This window comes from Shewanella electrodiphila, assembly GCF_023283985.1.
Lineage (GTDB): Bacteria > Pseudomonadota > Gammaproteobacteria > Enterobacterales > Shewanellaceae > Shewanella > Shewanella electrodiphila.
Genome location: NZ_JAKIKU010000001.1, coordinates 352,538 through 367,402 on the forward strand (window position 1 = coordinate 352,538; position 14,865 = coordinate 367,402).

Genomic DNA, 14,865 nt, shown 5'->3' on the forward strand with positions numbered 1-14,865 from the left:
AAGTTTGCCGCTTAAACTGTCTATTTTTACACTGATTTCTGTTGGCCTATTGATTCTGATTGGTATTAACCCCTTATTCAGGTACAATTTGGCACCATTATTTCCATCATTTTAGTAGTAGTCATTTCATCCAAATGAAACACATTAGAAACTTCTCAGTTATTGCTCATATCGATCACGGCAAATCAACATTGTCAGATCGCCTTATCCAATTTTGTGGTGGTTTATCAGACCGTGAAATGGCCGCTCAAGTACTTGATTCTATGGATATCGAGCGTGAGCGCGGTATTACCATTAAAGCACAGAGCGTTACGCTCGATTATAAAGCTGATGATGGCGAAACCTATCAATTGAACTTCATTGATACTCCGGGCCATGTTGATTTCTCATATGAGGTATCACGTTCATTAGCCGCTTGTGAAGGTGCATTGTTAGTTGTTGATGCTGGTCAAGGCGTTGAAGCACAAACACTGGCTAACTGTTATACCGCCCTTGAAATGGACCTGGATGTGGTACCAATCTTAAACAAGATTGATTTACCACAAGCTGATCCTGATCGCGTTGCTGCTGAAATCGAAGACATTGTTGGTATTGATGCCATGGACGCGGTTCGTTGTTCGGCGAAAACGGGTATTGGTATCAAAGATGTTTTAGAAACGATTGTTTCTGACATTCCACCACCTGAAGGCGATATTGATGCGCCGCTGCAAGCTTTGATTATTGATTCATGGTTTGACAGCTATTTAGGTGTAGTTTCTTTAGTACGTATTAAACATGGTGTACTGAAGAAAGGTGACAAATTTAAAGTGATGTCGACAGGTCAGAATTATAATGCTGATCGCGTAGGTATCTTTACACCTAAACAAACTGATACACCTGAATTAAAAGCAGGTGAAGTTGGCTTTGTTATCTCTGGTATTAAAGAGATTCATGGTGCACCGGTTGGTGATACGTTAACTCACGCCAAAAATGGCGCAGAGGAGCCACTTCCTGGTTTTAAAAAGGTCACTCCACAGGTTTACGCGGGTGTATTCCCAATTTCAACCGATGAGTTTGAAAGCTTCCGTGATGCCTTGAATAAACTAAGTTTGAATGATGCGTCATTATTCTTCGAACCTGAATCTTCTTCAGCATTAGGTTTTGGTTTCCGTATTGGTTACCTTGGTTTATTGCACATGGAGATCATTCAAGAGCGTTTAGAGCGTGAATATAATCTTGATTTGATTACCACAGCACCAACAGTAGTTTACGAAGTTGAAATGACTCGTGGCGAAGTGCTGTATGTTGATAATCCATCAGATTTACCGGCAATTAATAATATTGAAGAAATTCGCGAACCTATCGTTGAAGCGAATATGTTGGTGCCAAAAGAATACTTAGGTAATGTGATTACTTTATGTGTTGAAAAGCGTGGTGTTCAAACCAATATGGTTTATCACGGTAATCAAGTATCTGTGACTTACGAACTGCCTATGGCAGAAGTGGTTATGGATTTCTTCGACCGCCTAAAATCAACCAGCCGTGGTTACGCTTCACTCGAATATAACTTTATTCGTTTCGAGCCAGCTGACATGGTGCGCTTAGATATCATGATTAATGGCGATCGCGTCGATGCATTAGCAATGGTTATTCACCGTTCAAACATTCGTCATCGTGGTCTAGCACTTGTTGATAAGATGAAAGAACTTATCCCAAGACAGATGTTTGATATTGCGATTCAAGCGGCTGTTGGTAGTCAGATTATTGCCCGTTCAAACATTAAAGCGATGCGTAAAGACGTAACGGCGAAATGTTATGGTGGCGATGTTTCTCGTAAGAAGAAACTACTGCAGAAGCAGAAAGACGGTAAAAAGCGCATGAAGCAAGTTGGTAATGTTGAAGTACCACAAGAAGCGTTTTTAGCAGTATTGAAGCTTAATGATTAACCTCTTAATTAATATGCCTGATTAAGGCTTTTATTAAGAGTGAAGATAACGCCGCAGTTTGCGGCGTTGTTATTCCTAAACATAATTATTATTTTTCATCAAAGATGATGAGCAAAAGTTAATTTTGCAATCGAAGTGATTTTGTATATTTTGTAACACAACAGATAGTGATTCTGCATGTTATCCGTCGGATACTCATTATTTAGCAGTGTTAATCACTGAACCCATTTAAAAGTGTAAAGGCAGGAGCTTAATACCCAATGGCAGCCCATTTTTCTCTTATTTTAGTCATCGTCACGTTAGTCAGTGGTTTGATTTGGCTAATTGATGTTATTTTCTTTGCTCCAAAGCGCCGCGAAGCACTTGCTTTAGCCGAAGCAAAACAAGCAGACCTTAGTGAGGAAGCAAAAGAGAGTATTATACGTGAATCAACGGTTGTTGAATTTGCTCATTCTATTTTCCCTGTCATTGCTTTTGTGTTGATTTTACGTTCGTTTATTTATGAACCATTTCAAATTCCATCAGGTTCGATGAAGCCGACATTACTAGTGGGTGACTTTATTTTAGTTGAGAAGTTTAGCTATGGTTTACGTGATCCAGTATGGCGCAGTAAATTAGTTGAAACGGGTGAACCTGAGCGCGGTGATGTGTTCGTATTCAAGTACCCAGAAAACCCACAAATAGACTATATTAAAAGAGTTATTGGTTTACCGGGTGACCGAATTGTTTATCAAAATAAGCAGTTTTTGATTGAGCCAAAATGTGACGATGGTGCAAATTGCCCGCCAGCGAAAGCAGTGAAATTAAGCAGCGTTAATCGTGGTGAGTTTTCTCAAGAAGGTATCCCATTATCTCGTTACACTGAGCAACTTGGTGATATTGAACATGACATTTTGATTAACCCATCTCGACCAGATTTTAGTAATCATTTTTATGAGCAAGCAGGCACCGCTGTGGGTGAGTTTATTGTTCCTGAAGGTGAGTATTTTGCCATAGGTGATAACCGCGATAATAGTACAGACAGTCGTTTTTGGGGCTTTGTACCTGAAGCGAACCTAGTTGGTAAAGCAGTCGCTATTTGGATTAGTTTTGAGTTTGAGCGACCAGCAAGCAGCTGGTTACCAACTTGGGTGCCGACGGGTGTGCGTTTTGACAGAGTAGGTGCAATTAAGTAATGGAACCAATTAAGAACTTACCACGTTTATGTAGAACACTTGGTTATGAGTTTACCAATGTAGATCTGCTAACTCAGGCGTTAACCCATCGAAGTGCCGCTTCAAAGCATAACGAACGTCTTGAGTTTTTAGGTGATTCGATTTTATCAATTATCATTTCAGATGCGTTATATCACCAGTTTCCAAAAGTCACTGAAGGTGACTTGAGTAGAATGCGCTCTACATTAGTAAAGGGTGAAACCCTTACCGTTATCGCGAAAGAGTTTAAATTAGGTGATTACCTTTATTTAGGCCCAGGTGAGCTTAAAAGTGGCGGATTTAGACGCGAGTCGATACTCGCTGATGCTGTTGAAGCTATCATCGGTGCTATTTATCTTGATGCCGATATAGAAACATGCCGTGGTCTATTGTTGACCTGGTATAAGCAACGCTTAGCTGAAATTAAACCTGGTATTAACCAAAAGGATCCGAAAACGATCCTTCAGGAATATTTACAGGGTTATAAAAAGCCATTACCAGAATATCTTGTTGTAGATGTTAAGGGTGATGCGCACAATCAAACATTCACGGTTGAATGTCGAATATCAGAAATAGATAAAGTAGTGACAGGTGTCAGTACTTCTAGAAGAAAAGCTGAGCAGCTAGCTGCAGCTCAGGTATTGGAGCTAATTAATAAATGACCAAAAAAACAGACTTGCCAGAAAGCTCGCCAGCAGAGCCAAGCTTGGATGAATTATTGGCAAGGATGAATGGTGCCGCACCCGCTGCTGAAGCGAAATATGAAGTGACTTTTTGTGGCATGGTTGCCATTGTAGGTCGCCCGAATGTGGGTAAATCAACTTTACTGAACAAGTTACTTGGTCAGAAAGTGAGTATTACTTCTAAAAAGCCGCAAACCACACGTCACCGTATTATGGGTATTCATACAGATGAAGCAAAACAAATCATCTTTATTGATACCCCAGGTCTTCATATTGACGAAAAACGCGCCATTAACCGTTTGATGAACCGTGCTGCTGCCAGTTCATTAGCTGATGTGTCTATGGTTGTGTTTGTTGTTGATGGTATGACATGGACTGAAGATGATGAAATGGTGCTTAATAAGCTGCAACAAGGTAGTGGTAAGCGTAAAACTGTTTTAGCCATTAATAAAGTCGATAACATTAAAGATAAAGAAGCCTTATTTCCTTATCTTGCAGAGCTCTCTGAAAAGTTTGCTTTTGATGAGATTTTGCCGATTTCAGCCACTAAAGGCACGAACGTGCAACGTATTTTAGATTTAGCGGAAGAGTCTTTACCTGAAGGGCAGTTTTATTTCCCTGAAGATTATGTGACTGATCGTTCTCAGCGCTTTATGGCATCTGAAATTGTGCGTGAAAAGCTGATGCGCTTCTTAGGTGATGAACTACCTTATGATGCCACTGTCGAGATTGAGCAGTTTAAAATGATGGACAATGGTGTTTATCAAATTAATGCTTTGATTTTGGTAGAGCGTACAGGCCAAAAACGCATGGTCATTGGTAACAAAGGTGAGCGTATTAGAACCATTGCTACCCAAGCACGCCTTGATATGGAGACCTTATTTGATAATAAAGTTTTCTTAGAAGTGTGGGTGAAAGTGAAATCAGGTTGGGCAGATGACGAAAGAGCACTGCGCAGTCTAGGTTACGGCGAAGACTAATACAATGTCAGCCTTGATCTCATGCTATAGCCGTTAGTCGTTTTTTCGATGTTACGCGGCTATATACTCCATCATCGTCCTTACAGAGAATCCAGTGTGATTGTCAATCTGTTAGTCGATGGTGTGGGTCGCCTTGATGCATTAGTCAGGGTAGGCAGCGGTAAAAAGTCCATTAAAAGTATCATCCAGCCTTTTCAGCCTCTGATATTTCAATTCAATAGTAAATCAGACTCAGCAGATTCTTCACTTAAGTTTATTACCCAAATTGAACCTGCAGCGCCTGCACTTCCCTTAAAATCAGATAGTTTATATTCTGCGATGTACCTTAATGAGCTTCTGGTGAGAGTACTTAATTCAGGCCAACATGCCGAAAGCTTATTTTTACATTATCATCGCAGTTTGATGGCGTTAGCGAGCGAGTTTAGCTCAGAGCATTTACGCTATTTTGAAATGGAATTGCTTAATGAACTGGGCGCTTTACCTTCACTTGAATATGATACTCAAGGGGAAAGTATTATGCCTGATATGAGTTATCGGATTATTGCCGATGAAGGCTTTTTACCTGTGGCTCAGCAGGCATCAGCAAACGTGACAAATAGCCGCCATTTATTATCTGGTGAGATGCTGATTAACTTAAAATCCAAACAACTTGTTGAAAATAATTTAGTGCAGGCGAAAGGATTAATGAGGTTATTATTAACTCCATTGTTAGGTGGGAAACCACTATTAAGCAGAAAATTATTTATTAAGAAGTAACAGATTAGCACTGATATTAGAACGATATTAGTTCTGATAACAGTGCTGAAATTAGACAAGAACAAAAATATATAAGGAGCCCACAGTGAGTGGAATTTTATTAGGCATTAACATCGACCATATCGCCACTTTACGCCAAGCTCGTGGTACTGAATACCCTGATCCTGTACATGCCGCAGCCGTGGCAGAACATGCTGGTGCTGATGGCATCACAATTCATTTACGTGAAGATCGCAGACATATTGTCGATCGTGATGTTTACCTACTGGCCAAAACCCTAAAAACACGGATGAACTTTGAGTTTGCTGTGACTGAAGAAATGATTTCAATTGCCTGTGATGTTAAGCCAGCTTATGCCTGTTTGGTACCTGAAAAACGTGAGGAATTAACTACCGAAGGTGGTTTAGATGTTGCGGGCCAACTTGATAAAATCACCCAAGCTGTCACACGTCTTGCGGCACAGGGTATTAAGGTGTCTTTATTTATTGATGCAGACAAAGCACAAATAGATGCTGCAGTGGCCTCGGGAGCGCCTTATATTGAAATTCACACAGGCTGTTATGCTGATGCGAAAACTGATGCAGAGCAATTACAAGAGTTAACGCGTATTACCGAAATGGCAAAATATGCTCACGGTAAAGGCCTGATTGTTAACGCAGGTCATGGCTTGCATTACCATAATGTCAAACCAATTGCGGCTATTCCTGAGTTGTATGAACTTAATATCGGTCATGCTGTGATAGCGCGCGCAGCAATTGACGGCTTAGCTGTTGCAGTAAAAGGCATGAAGCAACTGATGCAAGAAGGTCGCAGAGGCGAATAATGGCTGTTATTGGCTTAGGTACTGATATTGTCGAGATTGCTCGTATTGAGACCCAGTTTATGCGCCTTGGTGATAAACTGGCTAAACGTGTATTAACGCCAGCAGAACTTGAAATTTATCAGAGTTCTAAAATACCGCATCGATATCTTGCAAAGCGTTTTGCTGCTAAAGAAGCTGCAGCCAAGGCCTTAGGCACTGGCATTGGACGTGGGGTGTCATTTCAGCATATTCATATTGCCAATAATGACAGTGGTGCCCCCATTGTGAGTTTTACTGATGGTGCCTTAACGAGAATGAATGAACTTGGCGCTAGCCATGTTCACATCACTATCGCCGATGAGCAACACTATGCTGTAGCGACAGTTATCATAGAGTCTTAAATCGGTATTAGGATGATTTCACTACTTGATTGCACAAGTAATCTATTAAGGCGCTTCGGCGTCTTTTTTGGGCGCCTTTTTCGACTCTTATCAAAAGGTGTTTGCTGGTATTTATTTCTTATCGGGCATTAAATTACAACTGCGAATGATTCTAGAGCTTGAGCTCCATAGTTGAAGTAGGGTAAGTTAATAGGATGTTACTTGATAAAAATAATAAGGACTCGTAATGAAATCGGCCGTTGAGCAGCTTGCCACTTATAAAAGTGTGCATTTAAACCCCAAAAATATTAAAACTCACTTTGTTGGCGTACCGCTAATTATTTGGTCTGTTTTTTTATTGCTAAATCTAATCCCAATTAATTTTGTTTTGTTAGCCGAAGATGGATTTAAGATTAATATCGCAACCATCTTCGCTTTGGGGACATTGATATATTATTTTATATTGCATAAAGGCTTAGCGCTTGGTTTAACCATTTTTATCATCCCAGTCCTGATGACTTCTTCAATGGTGGCTGAATTAGATAATGCTTGGATGATGGGTGTTGGTGTATTTTTTGTTGGTTGGGTTATTCAGTTTATTGGCCATAAATATGAAAAGGCGAAACCTGCATTCATCGATGATTTAAATCAGTTATTGATAGGCCCTTTTTTCTTAATGGCTGAGTTGTACTTCATGATGGGCTTAAACAAAAATTTAGAGCATGAAATTACGCCTATCGCTCGAGATAAAAGAAGAGCATTAGAAGCCAATCGCCGTCAGACAGCGTAAAGTAAGCGAAATAAAGTTTATACGAGCAATACAAAAGGCGCTTATCAGCGCCTTTTTTGATGGCGTTTGAATTGGACTAATCAGTCAACTCTTCAGTAGTATCTTCTTTAAGTCCAGGTACTACTTTGACCGCTTTAATCATGTTGTCAGAGACCTCAATCACTTCAATATTATAATTATCGATAGTGACGTTTGTTCCCGCATCAGGAATATCTTCTAGATATTCGATGATAAGCCCGTTGAGTGTCTTAGGGCCATCAATTGAAAAGTCCCATTTCATTTCTTTGTTCAAATCACGGATGTTTATCGTCGCATCAATGACAAAACTGCCATCTTGTTGAATATCAATATCCTCGCTGGCAGTGGTGATCATTGAAGTGGTAAAGTCGCCGACAATTTCCTCTAGGATATCTTCAAGCGTCACTAGCCCCTGAATGTCACCATACTCGTCAACCACTAAGCCAAAGCGTTCTTTATTTTGCTGGAAGTTAGATAGTTGTACGGTGAGCGGTGTACCTTCAGGAATGAAGTACAACTCTTTTACTGCTCTAAGCAAAGAGGACTTACTGAATTCTTCTTTCGAGCGAAGTCTAAGGGCATCACGAAGGTGAATAAAGCCGACGGCATCATCAATATTGTCACGATATACCAACACTCGAGTATGTGGGCTTTGAGTGACTTGCTTATTGATTAACTTGAACTCGTCATTGACGTTAATTGCATAGATGTCTGATCGCGGGATCATAATATCTTCAACGGTGACCTTTTCTAAGTCGAGAATGGATATCAACATCTCTTGATGTCGCTGAGGGATCAGTGCACCAGCCTCATGAACCACAGTGCGCAGCTCTTCTTGGCTTAATGCATCGTTGACACTGATATTTTTTATACCTAATACACGCAAAAAGCCTGATGTGATCAGATTAATGACTTTAACCAGTGGCCATAACACTGATAACAGGGCTTTTAGTAAGAAGCTAGATGGAAAAGCGATACGTTCAGGGTGAAGAGCTGCAACCGTTTTCGGCGTAACTTCAGCAAATATCAGCACTACTAATGTCAGCACCCCCGTTGCGATTGCCACACCCATATCGCCGAATAAGCGCATACCAATAATGGTGGCAATGGCCGAGGCTAAGATGTTGACGAGGTTATTACCAATTAGAATCAAACCAATTAACCTGTCAGGTCTTTCAAGCATCTTTAATGCTCTTTGCGCCCCTTTATGCCCACTAGAAGCAAGGTGACGAAGACGGTAGCGGTTTAATGTCATCATGGCTGTCTCAGACCCAGAAAAGTAGGCTGAGATTAAGATTAACACTAGAAGAGAGAGGAGGAGTGCGCTGGTAGAAATAGCGTCCAAAAAGGGCTCCAGTAAACGTAATTAAAAACTGAGTAAAAAAAAGACGAATGATGAGTATCAATCATTCGTCATGAGTGTCAAGTCTGGGAAGGTTAACCTGCCAGAGTTGTAGTTTATCTTAAAATGATTTCAGTCACTATTCGAGCGCCAAAATAAGCTAAAGATAATAATGTTGCACCTGATAATGTGTAGATGACGGCTGTGCGAACACGGCAACCAATGGTGTAGTTTTGCCATAGCATAGCGCCGTATACTAACCAAGCTAAGATGGATAAAATTGCCTTATGACCTTTACCATCTTCAAACATATCTTCTAAAAACACAAACCCCGTGATTAATGAAAGAGTCAGTAAGAACATACCGATAGTGACTAAATGAAAAAGTTGTTTTTCAACTGTCATTAAAGGCGGCATGCCAGGGCTCATCATGGTTTTCTTGTTTTTAAGCTTATTTTGAATCAATAACAATTGAATCGCATAGAGCGCGGCAATCATTAATGCACTGTAAGCCATAAGAGAAAGCACAATGTGCGCTAAGATCTCAGGGTGGATATCAAAATGAATAATGTACTGTGGCGGTATGAGCCATAACACTGCAACTGAAATAACAGAGCAGGCATAAACCACAGGTACCACAACTATCACCTTTAAGCGGTGCATAATAATGGTAAAGCTGAAGGCGATAATCCAGTTAACTAATGAAATCACATTCGTTAAACTGAAGTTTTGACCGTCAGCAGTATAAATAGTTTGCGAAAGTGCAATACCGTGAAGCACAACGGCAATAGATGCAAAAATTGCAACCAATCGACGATTCGGCCCTTCTGCATGGAACAAACGACTCGTCACTAATACGAGTGCAATGCAATAAAACAACATAGCCGAAGCTGAAAAAATGACCATCTGGAATAAACCTATCAAGTTATGAGTGCAGGTTGTTTTTAAAAATAAAATCAGCACATCTATATTTATCTTAGATTAACATGAACCCTACCCATTAGGGCAGTGACCCAAGACTCAAAATTTAACAGTTTCCACCATTTAACTCCAAATAATTTACGAAAAATGACATACATCAATAGACAGGCCTCAGGCTAATCTCGCATCTTGAAGTAGTTTGGGTATAATAGGCGGCAATTATCGAATCGTTTAAGGTAAACAGCAGAGCATGTTTGAGAATCTAACCGACAGACTGTCACGAACCCTCAAGAATATTAGTGGTCGTGGTCGCTTAACCGAAGACAACATTAAAGAAACCTTACGTGAAGTGCGCATGGCACTACTTGAGGCTGATGTTGCTTTGCCCGTTGTACGCCAATTTGTAAACAGCGTAAAAGAACGTGCAGTCGGTCAAGAAGTCTCTAAAAGTTTAAGTCCAGGACAAGCATTCATTAAGATTGTCCAAAATGAACTTGAAAAAGCGATGGGCGAAGCTAATGAAGCATTAGATTTAGCCAGCCAGCCACCTGCAGTATTAATGATGGCGGGTTTGCAAGGCGCGGGTAAAACAACCAGTGTTGCAAAACTGGCAAAATTTTTACGTGAGCGTGAGAAAAAATCTGTTTTAGTTGTGAGTGCCGACGTTTATCGTCCAGCAGCGATTAAGCAATTGGAAACATTGGCTGCAGAAGTTGAAGTGGACTTTTTCCCATCAGACGTAAGCCAAAAGCCAATTGATATTGCGACAGCTGCAATTGCGCATGCAAAATTAAAATTCATTGATGTTGTAATTGTCGATACAGCAGGTCGTTTGCATGTTGATGAAGCCATGATGGATGAGATTAAAGATCTCCATGCTGCTGTAACACCTGTTGAAACGTTATTCGTTGTCGATGCAATGACAGGTCAAGATGCGGCAAATACTGCTAAATCATTTAATGAAGCACTACCTCTAACCGGTGTTATTTTAACAAAGGTTGATGGTGATGCCCGTGGCGGTGCAGCATTATCAATTAGAAACATTACCGGTAAGCCAATTAAGTTTTTAGGTGTCGGTGAGAAAACTGACGCATTAGAGCCGTTCCACCCAGAACGTATCGCTTCACGTATTCTTGGTATGGGTGACGTATTGTCACTTATCGAAGAAGTTGAACGTGGTGTCGATAAAGACAAAGCGATGAAGCTTGCTTCAAAAGTGAAGTCAGGCGGTGGATTTGATCTAGAAGATTTTCGTGAACAACTGCAGCAAATGAAAAACATGGGCGGCATGATGGGCATGATTGAAAAGCTACCAGGGGTAGGACAACTGCCTCCAGAAGCATTAGCTCAAGTTCAAGACGGCAAAATGACCAATCAAATGGAAGCCATTATTAATTCAATGACGCCTGGTGAACGCCAACGTCCTGATATCATCAAAGGTTCGCGTAAGCGCCGTATTGCATTAGGTTCGGGTACTCAAATTCAAGACGTCAATCGTTTATTGAAGCAGTTTACTCAAATGCAAAAAATGATGAAAAAAATGTCAGGTAAAGGCGGCATGAAGAAAATGATGCGCGGCATGGGCGGAATGATGCCTCCTGGAATGAAGTTTCCAGGGCGTTAATTCGCTTTAAAACTCCAAAAAAATTATCTACATCAGTTCGTAAGACTGATTATCAACTATGTGACCATAAGCCCTTTGGTTTTTAAAACAACGGATTTGGTTGCAATAGTTGAAAAATCAGGTAAAATCTTGCGGCTTTCTCTGGGGCCCTTCGCGAACACGGAGTCCCAGTTTTTATTTTTGCTTACTAGCAAATCATTAGAGGAATAAAACGCATGGTTACCATTCGTTTAGCTCGTGGCGGCGCAAAAAAGCGTCCATTTTACAATATCGTTGTTGCTGATAGCCGCAATGCTCGTGACGGTCGTTTCATCGAACGTGTTGGTTTTTTCAATCCTTTAGCTAAAGGCCAAGAAGAAACTCTACGTTTAGATCTAGACCGTGTAGATCACTGGGTTGCTACAGGTGCAGCAACTTCAGAACGCGTAGCGAAATTGATCAAAGACGCTCGTAAAGCTGTTGCTTAATAGCGTTAAGGTATAAATAGATGAGTAGTAACCAACAACCAATCGTACTAGGCAAAATTGGCTCTAGTCATGGTATTAAAGGTTGGATGAAAATCACTTCTTATACCGATTCTGTTGAAGGTATTTTTGATTATTCTCCTTGGTTCATTAAAGAACAAGGTGAATGGCGTGAAGTAAAAGTCACTCAGTGGCGTTTTCAAGGTAAAGCACTTGTTGCCTGTCTTGAAGGTGTAAATACACGTGAGGATGCGCAATTACTTACAAATTGTGAGATTGCAATTCAGGCTGACCAAATTAAAGACTTGTCGGAAGATGAATTCTACTGGCGAGACTTGATTGGTTGTACTGTGACCAATACTAAAGGCTATAACATGGGTGAAGTTGAACAGATCGTGGAAACAGGATCTAACGACGTACTACTTGTTAAAGCTAACGTAAAAGATGCATTCGGCAAAGCGGAACGAATGATCCCCTTTGTCCCTGAGCAGTTCGTCCTTGAGGTGAACGTGCAAAGTAAACAGATATTAGTGGACTGGGATCCAGACTTTTAAGTCGAGGTACAACATATGTGGTTAGGGGTAGTAACCCTGTTTCCTGAGATGTTTCGTGCTGTTACAGACTTTGGAGTTACGGGTCGAGCCGTTAAAAACGGCCTGTTAGAGTTGCAAACGTGGAATCCTCGTGATTTTACGAATGATCGACATAATACTGTTGATGACCGTCCTTATGGTGGTGGTCCAGGTATGTTGATGATGGTGCAACCGTTACGCGATGCTATTCATGCAGCGAAAGCTGCGGCAGGTGACGGTGCGAAAGTGATTTATTTATCACCTCAAGGACGCAAGCTGGATCAGCAAGGTGTCAGTGAGTTAAGTAAATCATCTAGTTTGGTATTGGTATGTGGTCGATACGAAGGTGTTGACGAACGTATCATCCAATCTGAAGTAGATGAAGAGTGGTCGATTGGTGATTATGTGCTTTCGGGCGGAGAGTTACCTGCGATGACTTTAATCGATTCAGTTGCAAGGCTAGTACCTGGTGTACTAGGTAAGCAAGCGTCAGCAGAGCAAGATTCTTTCTCTGATGGCTTATTGGATTGTCCACACTATACTCGCCCAGAAAACTTAGATGGTGTCGGTGTTCCAGCAGTGTTATTAAGCGGTGACCACGAAAAAATTAGACTCTGGCGGTTACAACAAAGTCTTGGTAGGACTTTTTTGAGACGACCAGAATTATTTGAAAATCTAGCTCTGACTGGCGAACAAAAGACTCTTTTAGCAGAGTTTGTTACCAATATGAACAAGCCTGTTTAGTCGAAGCTCAGTTAATCCTAGAACGGAGTAAGTTATGAACAATATCATTAAAATGCTCAACGATGAGCAAATGAAAACTGACGTACCTGAATTTGGTGCTGGTGATACAGTAGTAGTTCAAGTACGTGTTAAAGAAGGTGAAAAAGAGCGTCTACAGGCGTTTGAAGGTGTGGTAATCGCTAAGCGTAACCGTGGTCTTCACTCTGCATTCACTGTACGTAAAATCTCTAATGGCGAAGGTGTTGAGCGTGGTTTCCAAACTCACAGTCCACTAGTAGCTAGCATCGAAGTTAAGCGTCGCGGTCGTGTTCGTCGTGCTAAGCTTTACTACCTACGTGAGCGTTCAGGTAAATCTGCACGTATCCGTGAGAAGTTGGCAACTAAGTAATAGTTACCCGCTTGAAAAAATAAGATGCAGTGTTCGCACAACAACCCGCCTATATGGCGGGTTTTTGTTTATTTGGAGAAAATGTCATTTATAGGTTGCTAAGCCTTATTGAAAAAGGCATAGTTAGCACAAGTTTGTAATGGTGTAGCGCTACACTGATATTTATTGAAGTGTTATTGAGTAGAAACCTTAAGAAGTGAGTAATGAGCATGCAACAAGATACGATTAATAACGTCCACATTAGTTCTGAAAAAGTGTTGGTAACCCCAGCTGAGTTAAAAAAAGAGTTACCGTTATCTGATCATGCTTATCAGTATATTTTAGACGCGCGCCAAACCGTGGCGGATATTGTCCACAAGCGTGATAACCGTGTCTTAATTGTGACTGGGCCTTGTTCTATTCATGACATTGACGCAGCAAAAGAGTATGCATTGAAACTTAAGAAGCTGCATGATGAATTAAGTGGTGAGTTCTACATCTTAATGCGGGTTTACTTCGAAAAGCCACGTACCACCGTTGGCTGGAAAGGCCTTATCAATGATCCTGATATGAATGAATCATTCGATGTCGAAAAAGGCTTAAGAATGGCGCGTGAGTTGATGATTTGGCTTGCTGAATTAGAGTTACCTGTAGCTACAGAAGCGCTTGATCCAATTAGCCCACAATACATGTCTGAGTTAGTGACTTGGTCTGCTATTGGCGCACGAACCACTGAATCGCAAACTCACCGCGAAATGGCATCAGGTCTATCTATGCCTGTTGGTTTCAAAAATGGTACTGATGGAAAACTTGATGTAGCAATTAACGCCTTAAAGTCAGCAGCTAGCAGCCACAGGTTTATGGGAATTAATCAGAAAGGACAAGTATCGTTATTGCAAACTGCAGGAAACCCAGATGGTCATGTTATTTTACGTGGTGGTAAAACGCCGAATTATGATGCCGAAAGTGTTGCCACATGTGAAGAACAATTACACAAGGCTAAACTCAATGCGCGATTAATCATTGATTGTAGTCATGGTAATTCATCGAAAGACTATACAAGACAGACCATAGTTTGCGAGGATGTATTCCAGCAAATTCAAAATGGTAATCGCTCAGTGATAGGCGTCATGCTTGAAAGCCATTTAAATGAAGGTAATCAGTCTTCTGATAAACCTTTACCTGAACTTGCTTACGGTGTCTCAGTTACTGACTCTTGCATTAACTGGGCAACTACTGAATCACTTTTGCGTCGTAATGCCGATTTATTAAAACCTGTTTTACCGAATCGCTTTGCTGGTTAAT

The 14,865-nt window shown here is 40.9% G+C and carries 16 protein-coding genes; 14 read left to right on the top strand and 2 right to left on the bottom strand.

Going from position 1 to position 14,865, the window contains the following annotated elements; genetic code table 11:
* Positions 1–134 precede the first annotated feature (134 nt).
* The 8 genes from lepA (at position 135) to L2737_RS01630 (ending at position 7,509) form a co-directional block, all read left to right on the top strand.
* Positions 135–1,925 carry a translation elongation factor 4 gene (lepA, locus tag L2737_RS01595; protein WP_102529695.1) on the top strand — a complete coding sequence of 597 codons (1,791 nt, stop codon included), beginning with the start codon at positions 135–137 and terminating at the stop codon, positions 1,923–1,925.
* Between the two features lie 260 nt (positions 1,926–2,185).
* A complete protein-coding gene (gene lepB / locus L2737_RS01600) occupies positions 2,186–3,100 on the top strand; it encodes a signal peptidase I (protein ID WP_102529694.1) in 915 nt (304 codons plus the stop codon).
* Positions 3,100–3,780 (top strand): ribonuclease III, encoded by a 681-nt coding sequence (gene rnc, locus L2737_RS01605; protein ID WP_102529693.1) that lies wholly within the window; start codon positions 3,100–3,102, stop codon positions 3,778–3,780. The genes lepB and rnc overlap by 1 nt, the downstream gene beginning before the upstream one ends.
* Positions 3,777–4,781, top strand: coding sequence for a GTPase Era (gene era, locus L2737_RS01610; RefSeq protein ID WP_102529692.1), 1,005 nt, complete (start codon positions 3,777–3,779; stop codon positions 4,779–4,781). Before rnc ends, era begins: the two co-directional genes overlap by 4 nt.
* A 48-nt stretch (positions 4,782–4,829) precedes the next feature.
* Complete coding sequence (gene recO / locus L2737_RS01615; protein WP_248954526.1) at positions 4,830–5,537, top strand: DNA repair protein RecO; 708 nt, start codon at positions 4,830–4,832, stop codon at positions 5,535–5,537.
* Positions 5,538–5,622: 85 nt separating this feature from the next.
* Positions 5,623–6,360, top strand: coding sequence for a pyridoxine 5'-phosphate synthase (gene pdxJ / locus L2737_RS01620; RefSeq protein WP_248954527.1), 738 nt, complete (start codon positions 5,623–5,625; stop codon positions 6,358–6,360).
* On the top strand, positions 6,360–6,740 hold the full coding sequence (acpS, locus tag L2737_RS01625; protein WP_102529689.1) for a holo-ACP synthase: 381 nt from the start codon (positions 6,360–6,362) through the stop codon (positions 6,738–6,740). Before pdxJ ends, acpS begins: the two co-directional genes overlap by 1 nt.
* 226 nt (positions 6,741–6,966) lie before the next feature.
* Entirely contained in the window at positions 6,967–7,509 is a 543-nt protein-coding gene (locus L2737_RS01630; protein WP_248954528.1) for an Mpo1 family 2-hydroxy fatty acid dioxygenase, read from the top strand.
* Positions 7,510–7,585: 76 nt separating this feature from the next.
* Here the strand turns inward: L2737_RS01630 and L2737_RS01635 are convergent, their stop codons facing one another.
* Together L2737_RS01635 and L2737_RS01640 are read right to left on the bottom strand one after the other, a co-directional pair.
* Positions 7,586–8,872 carry an HlyC/CorC family transporter gene (locus L2737_RS01635; RefSeq protein ID WP_102529687.1) on the bottom strand — a complete coding sequence of 429 codons (1,287 nt, stop codon included), beginning with the start codon at positions 8,870–8,872 and terminating at the stop codon, positions 7,586–7,588.
* A 113-nt stretch (positions 8,873–8,985) separates the two neighbouring features.
* On the bottom strand, positions 8,986–9,774 hold the full coding sequence (locus L2737_RS01640; RefSeq protein ID WP_102529686.1) for a cytochrome C assembly family protein: 789 nt from the start codon (positions 9,772–9,774) through the stop codon (positions 8,986–8,988).
* A gap of 265 nt (positions 9,775–10,039) precedes the next feature.
* On the opposite strand from L2737_RS01640, the gene ffh reads away from it, so the two are divergent.
* The 6 genes from ffh to L2737_RS01670 all read left to right on the top strand — a co-directional run bounded on the left by ffh (position 10,040) and on the right by L2737_RS01670 (position 14,864).
* Positions 10,040–11,413 carry a signal recognition particle protein gene (gene ffh / locus L2737_RS01645; protein WP_102529685.1) on the top strand — a complete coding sequence of 458 codons (1,374 nt, stop codon included), beginning with the start codon at positions 10,040–10,042 and terminating at the stop codon, positions 11,411–11,413.
* Between the two features lie 215 nt (positions 11,414–11,628).
* Positions 11,629–11,880: a 30S ribosomal protein S16 gene (rpsP, locus tag L2737_RS01650; protein WP_055025607.1), complete on the top strand. Its 252-nt coding sequence runs from the start codon at positions 11,629–11,631 to the stop codon at positions 11,878–11,880.
* Positions 11,881–11,900: 20 nt separating this feature from the next.
* Positions 11,901–12,431, top strand: a complete 531-nt coding sequence (gene rimM, locus L2737_RS01655; RefSeq protein WP_102529684.1) for a ribosome maturation factor RimM — start codon at positions 11,901–11,903, stop codon at positions 12,429–12,431.
* A gap of 15 nt (positions 12,432–12,446) precedes the next feature.
* A complete protein-coding gene (gene trmD / locus L2737_RS01660; protein ID WP_248954529.1) occupies positions 12,447–13,193 on the top strand; it encodes a tRNA (guanosine(37)-N1)-methyltransferase TrmD in 747 nt (248 codons plus the stop codon).
* Positions 13,194–13,227: 34 nt separating this feature from the next.
* A complete protein-coding gene (rplS, locus tag L2737_RS01665; RefSeq protein ID WP_055025610.1) occupies positions 13,228–13,581 on the top strand; it encodes a 50S ribosomal protein L19 in 354 nt (117 codons plus the stop codon).
* A 209-nt stretch (positions 13,582–13,790) separates the two neighbouring features.
* Positions 13,791–14,864: a 3-deoxy-7-phosphoheptulonate synthase gene (locus L2737_RS01670; RefSeq protein ID WP_102529787.1), complete on the top strand. Its 1,074-nt coding sequence runs from the start codon at positions 13,791–13,793 to the stop codon at positions 14,862–14,864.
* Position 14,865 lies beyond the last annotated feature (1 nt).

What these genes read in the sequence shown, in the direction of transcription:
- lepA (WP_102529695.1), top strand. Translation starts at nt 135, where the DNA reads ATGAAACACATTAGAAACTTCTCAGTTATTGCTCATATCGATCACGGC.
- lepB (WP_102529694.1), top strand. Translation starts at nt 2,186, where the DNA reads ATGGCAGCCCATTTTTCTCTTATTTTAGTCATCGTCACGTTAGTCAGT.
- rnc (WP_102529693.1), top strand. Translation starts at nt 3,100, where the DNA reads ATGGAACCAATTAAGAACTTACCACGTTTATGTAGAACACTTGGTTAT.
- era (WP_102529692.1), top strand. Translation starts at nt 3,777, where the DNA reads ATGACCAAAAAAACAGACTTGCCAGAAAGCTCGCCAGCAGAGCCAAGC.
- recO (WP_248954526.1), top strand. Translation starts at nt 4,830, where the DNA reads ATGTTACGCGGCTATATACTCCATCATCGTCCTTACAGAGAATCCAGT.
- acpS (WP_102529689.1), top strand. Translation starts at nt 6,360, where the DNA reads ATGGCTGTTATTGGCTTAGGTACTGATATTGTCGAGATTGCTCGTATT.
- L2737_RS01630 (WP_248954528.1), top strand. Translation starts at nt 6,967, where the DNA reads ATGAAATCGGCCGTTGAGCAGCTTGCCACTTATAAAAGTGTGCATTTA.
- L2737_RS01640 (WP_102529686.1), bottom strand. Translation starts at nt 9,774, where the DNA reads ATGGTCATTTTTTCAGCTTCGGCTATGTTGTTTTATTGCATTGCACTC.
- ffh (WP_102529685.1), top strand. Translation starts at nt 10,040, where the DNA reads ATGTTTGAGAATCTAACCGACAGACTGTCACGAACCCTCAAGAATATT.
- rpsP (WP_055025607.1), top strand. Translation starts at nt 11,629, where the DNA reads ATGGTTACCATTCGTTTAGCTCGTGGCGGCGCAAAAAAGCGTCCATTT.
- rimM (WP_102529684.1), top strand. Translation starts at nt 11,901, where the DNA reads ATGAGTAGTAACCAACAACCAATCGTACTAGGCAAAATTGGCTCTAGT.
- trmD (WP_248954529.1), top strand. Translation starts at nt 12,447, where the DNA reads ATGTGGTTAGGGGTAGTAACCCTGTTTCCTGAGATGTTTCGTGCTGTT.
- rplS (WP_055025610.1), top strand. Translation starts at nt 13,228, where the DNA reads ATGAACAATATCATTAAAATGCTCAACGATGAGCAAATGAAAACTGAC.
- L2737_RS01670 (WP_102529787.1), top strand. Translation starts at nt 13,791, where the DNA reads ATGCAACAAGATACGATTAATAACGTCCACATTAGTTCTGAAAAAGTG.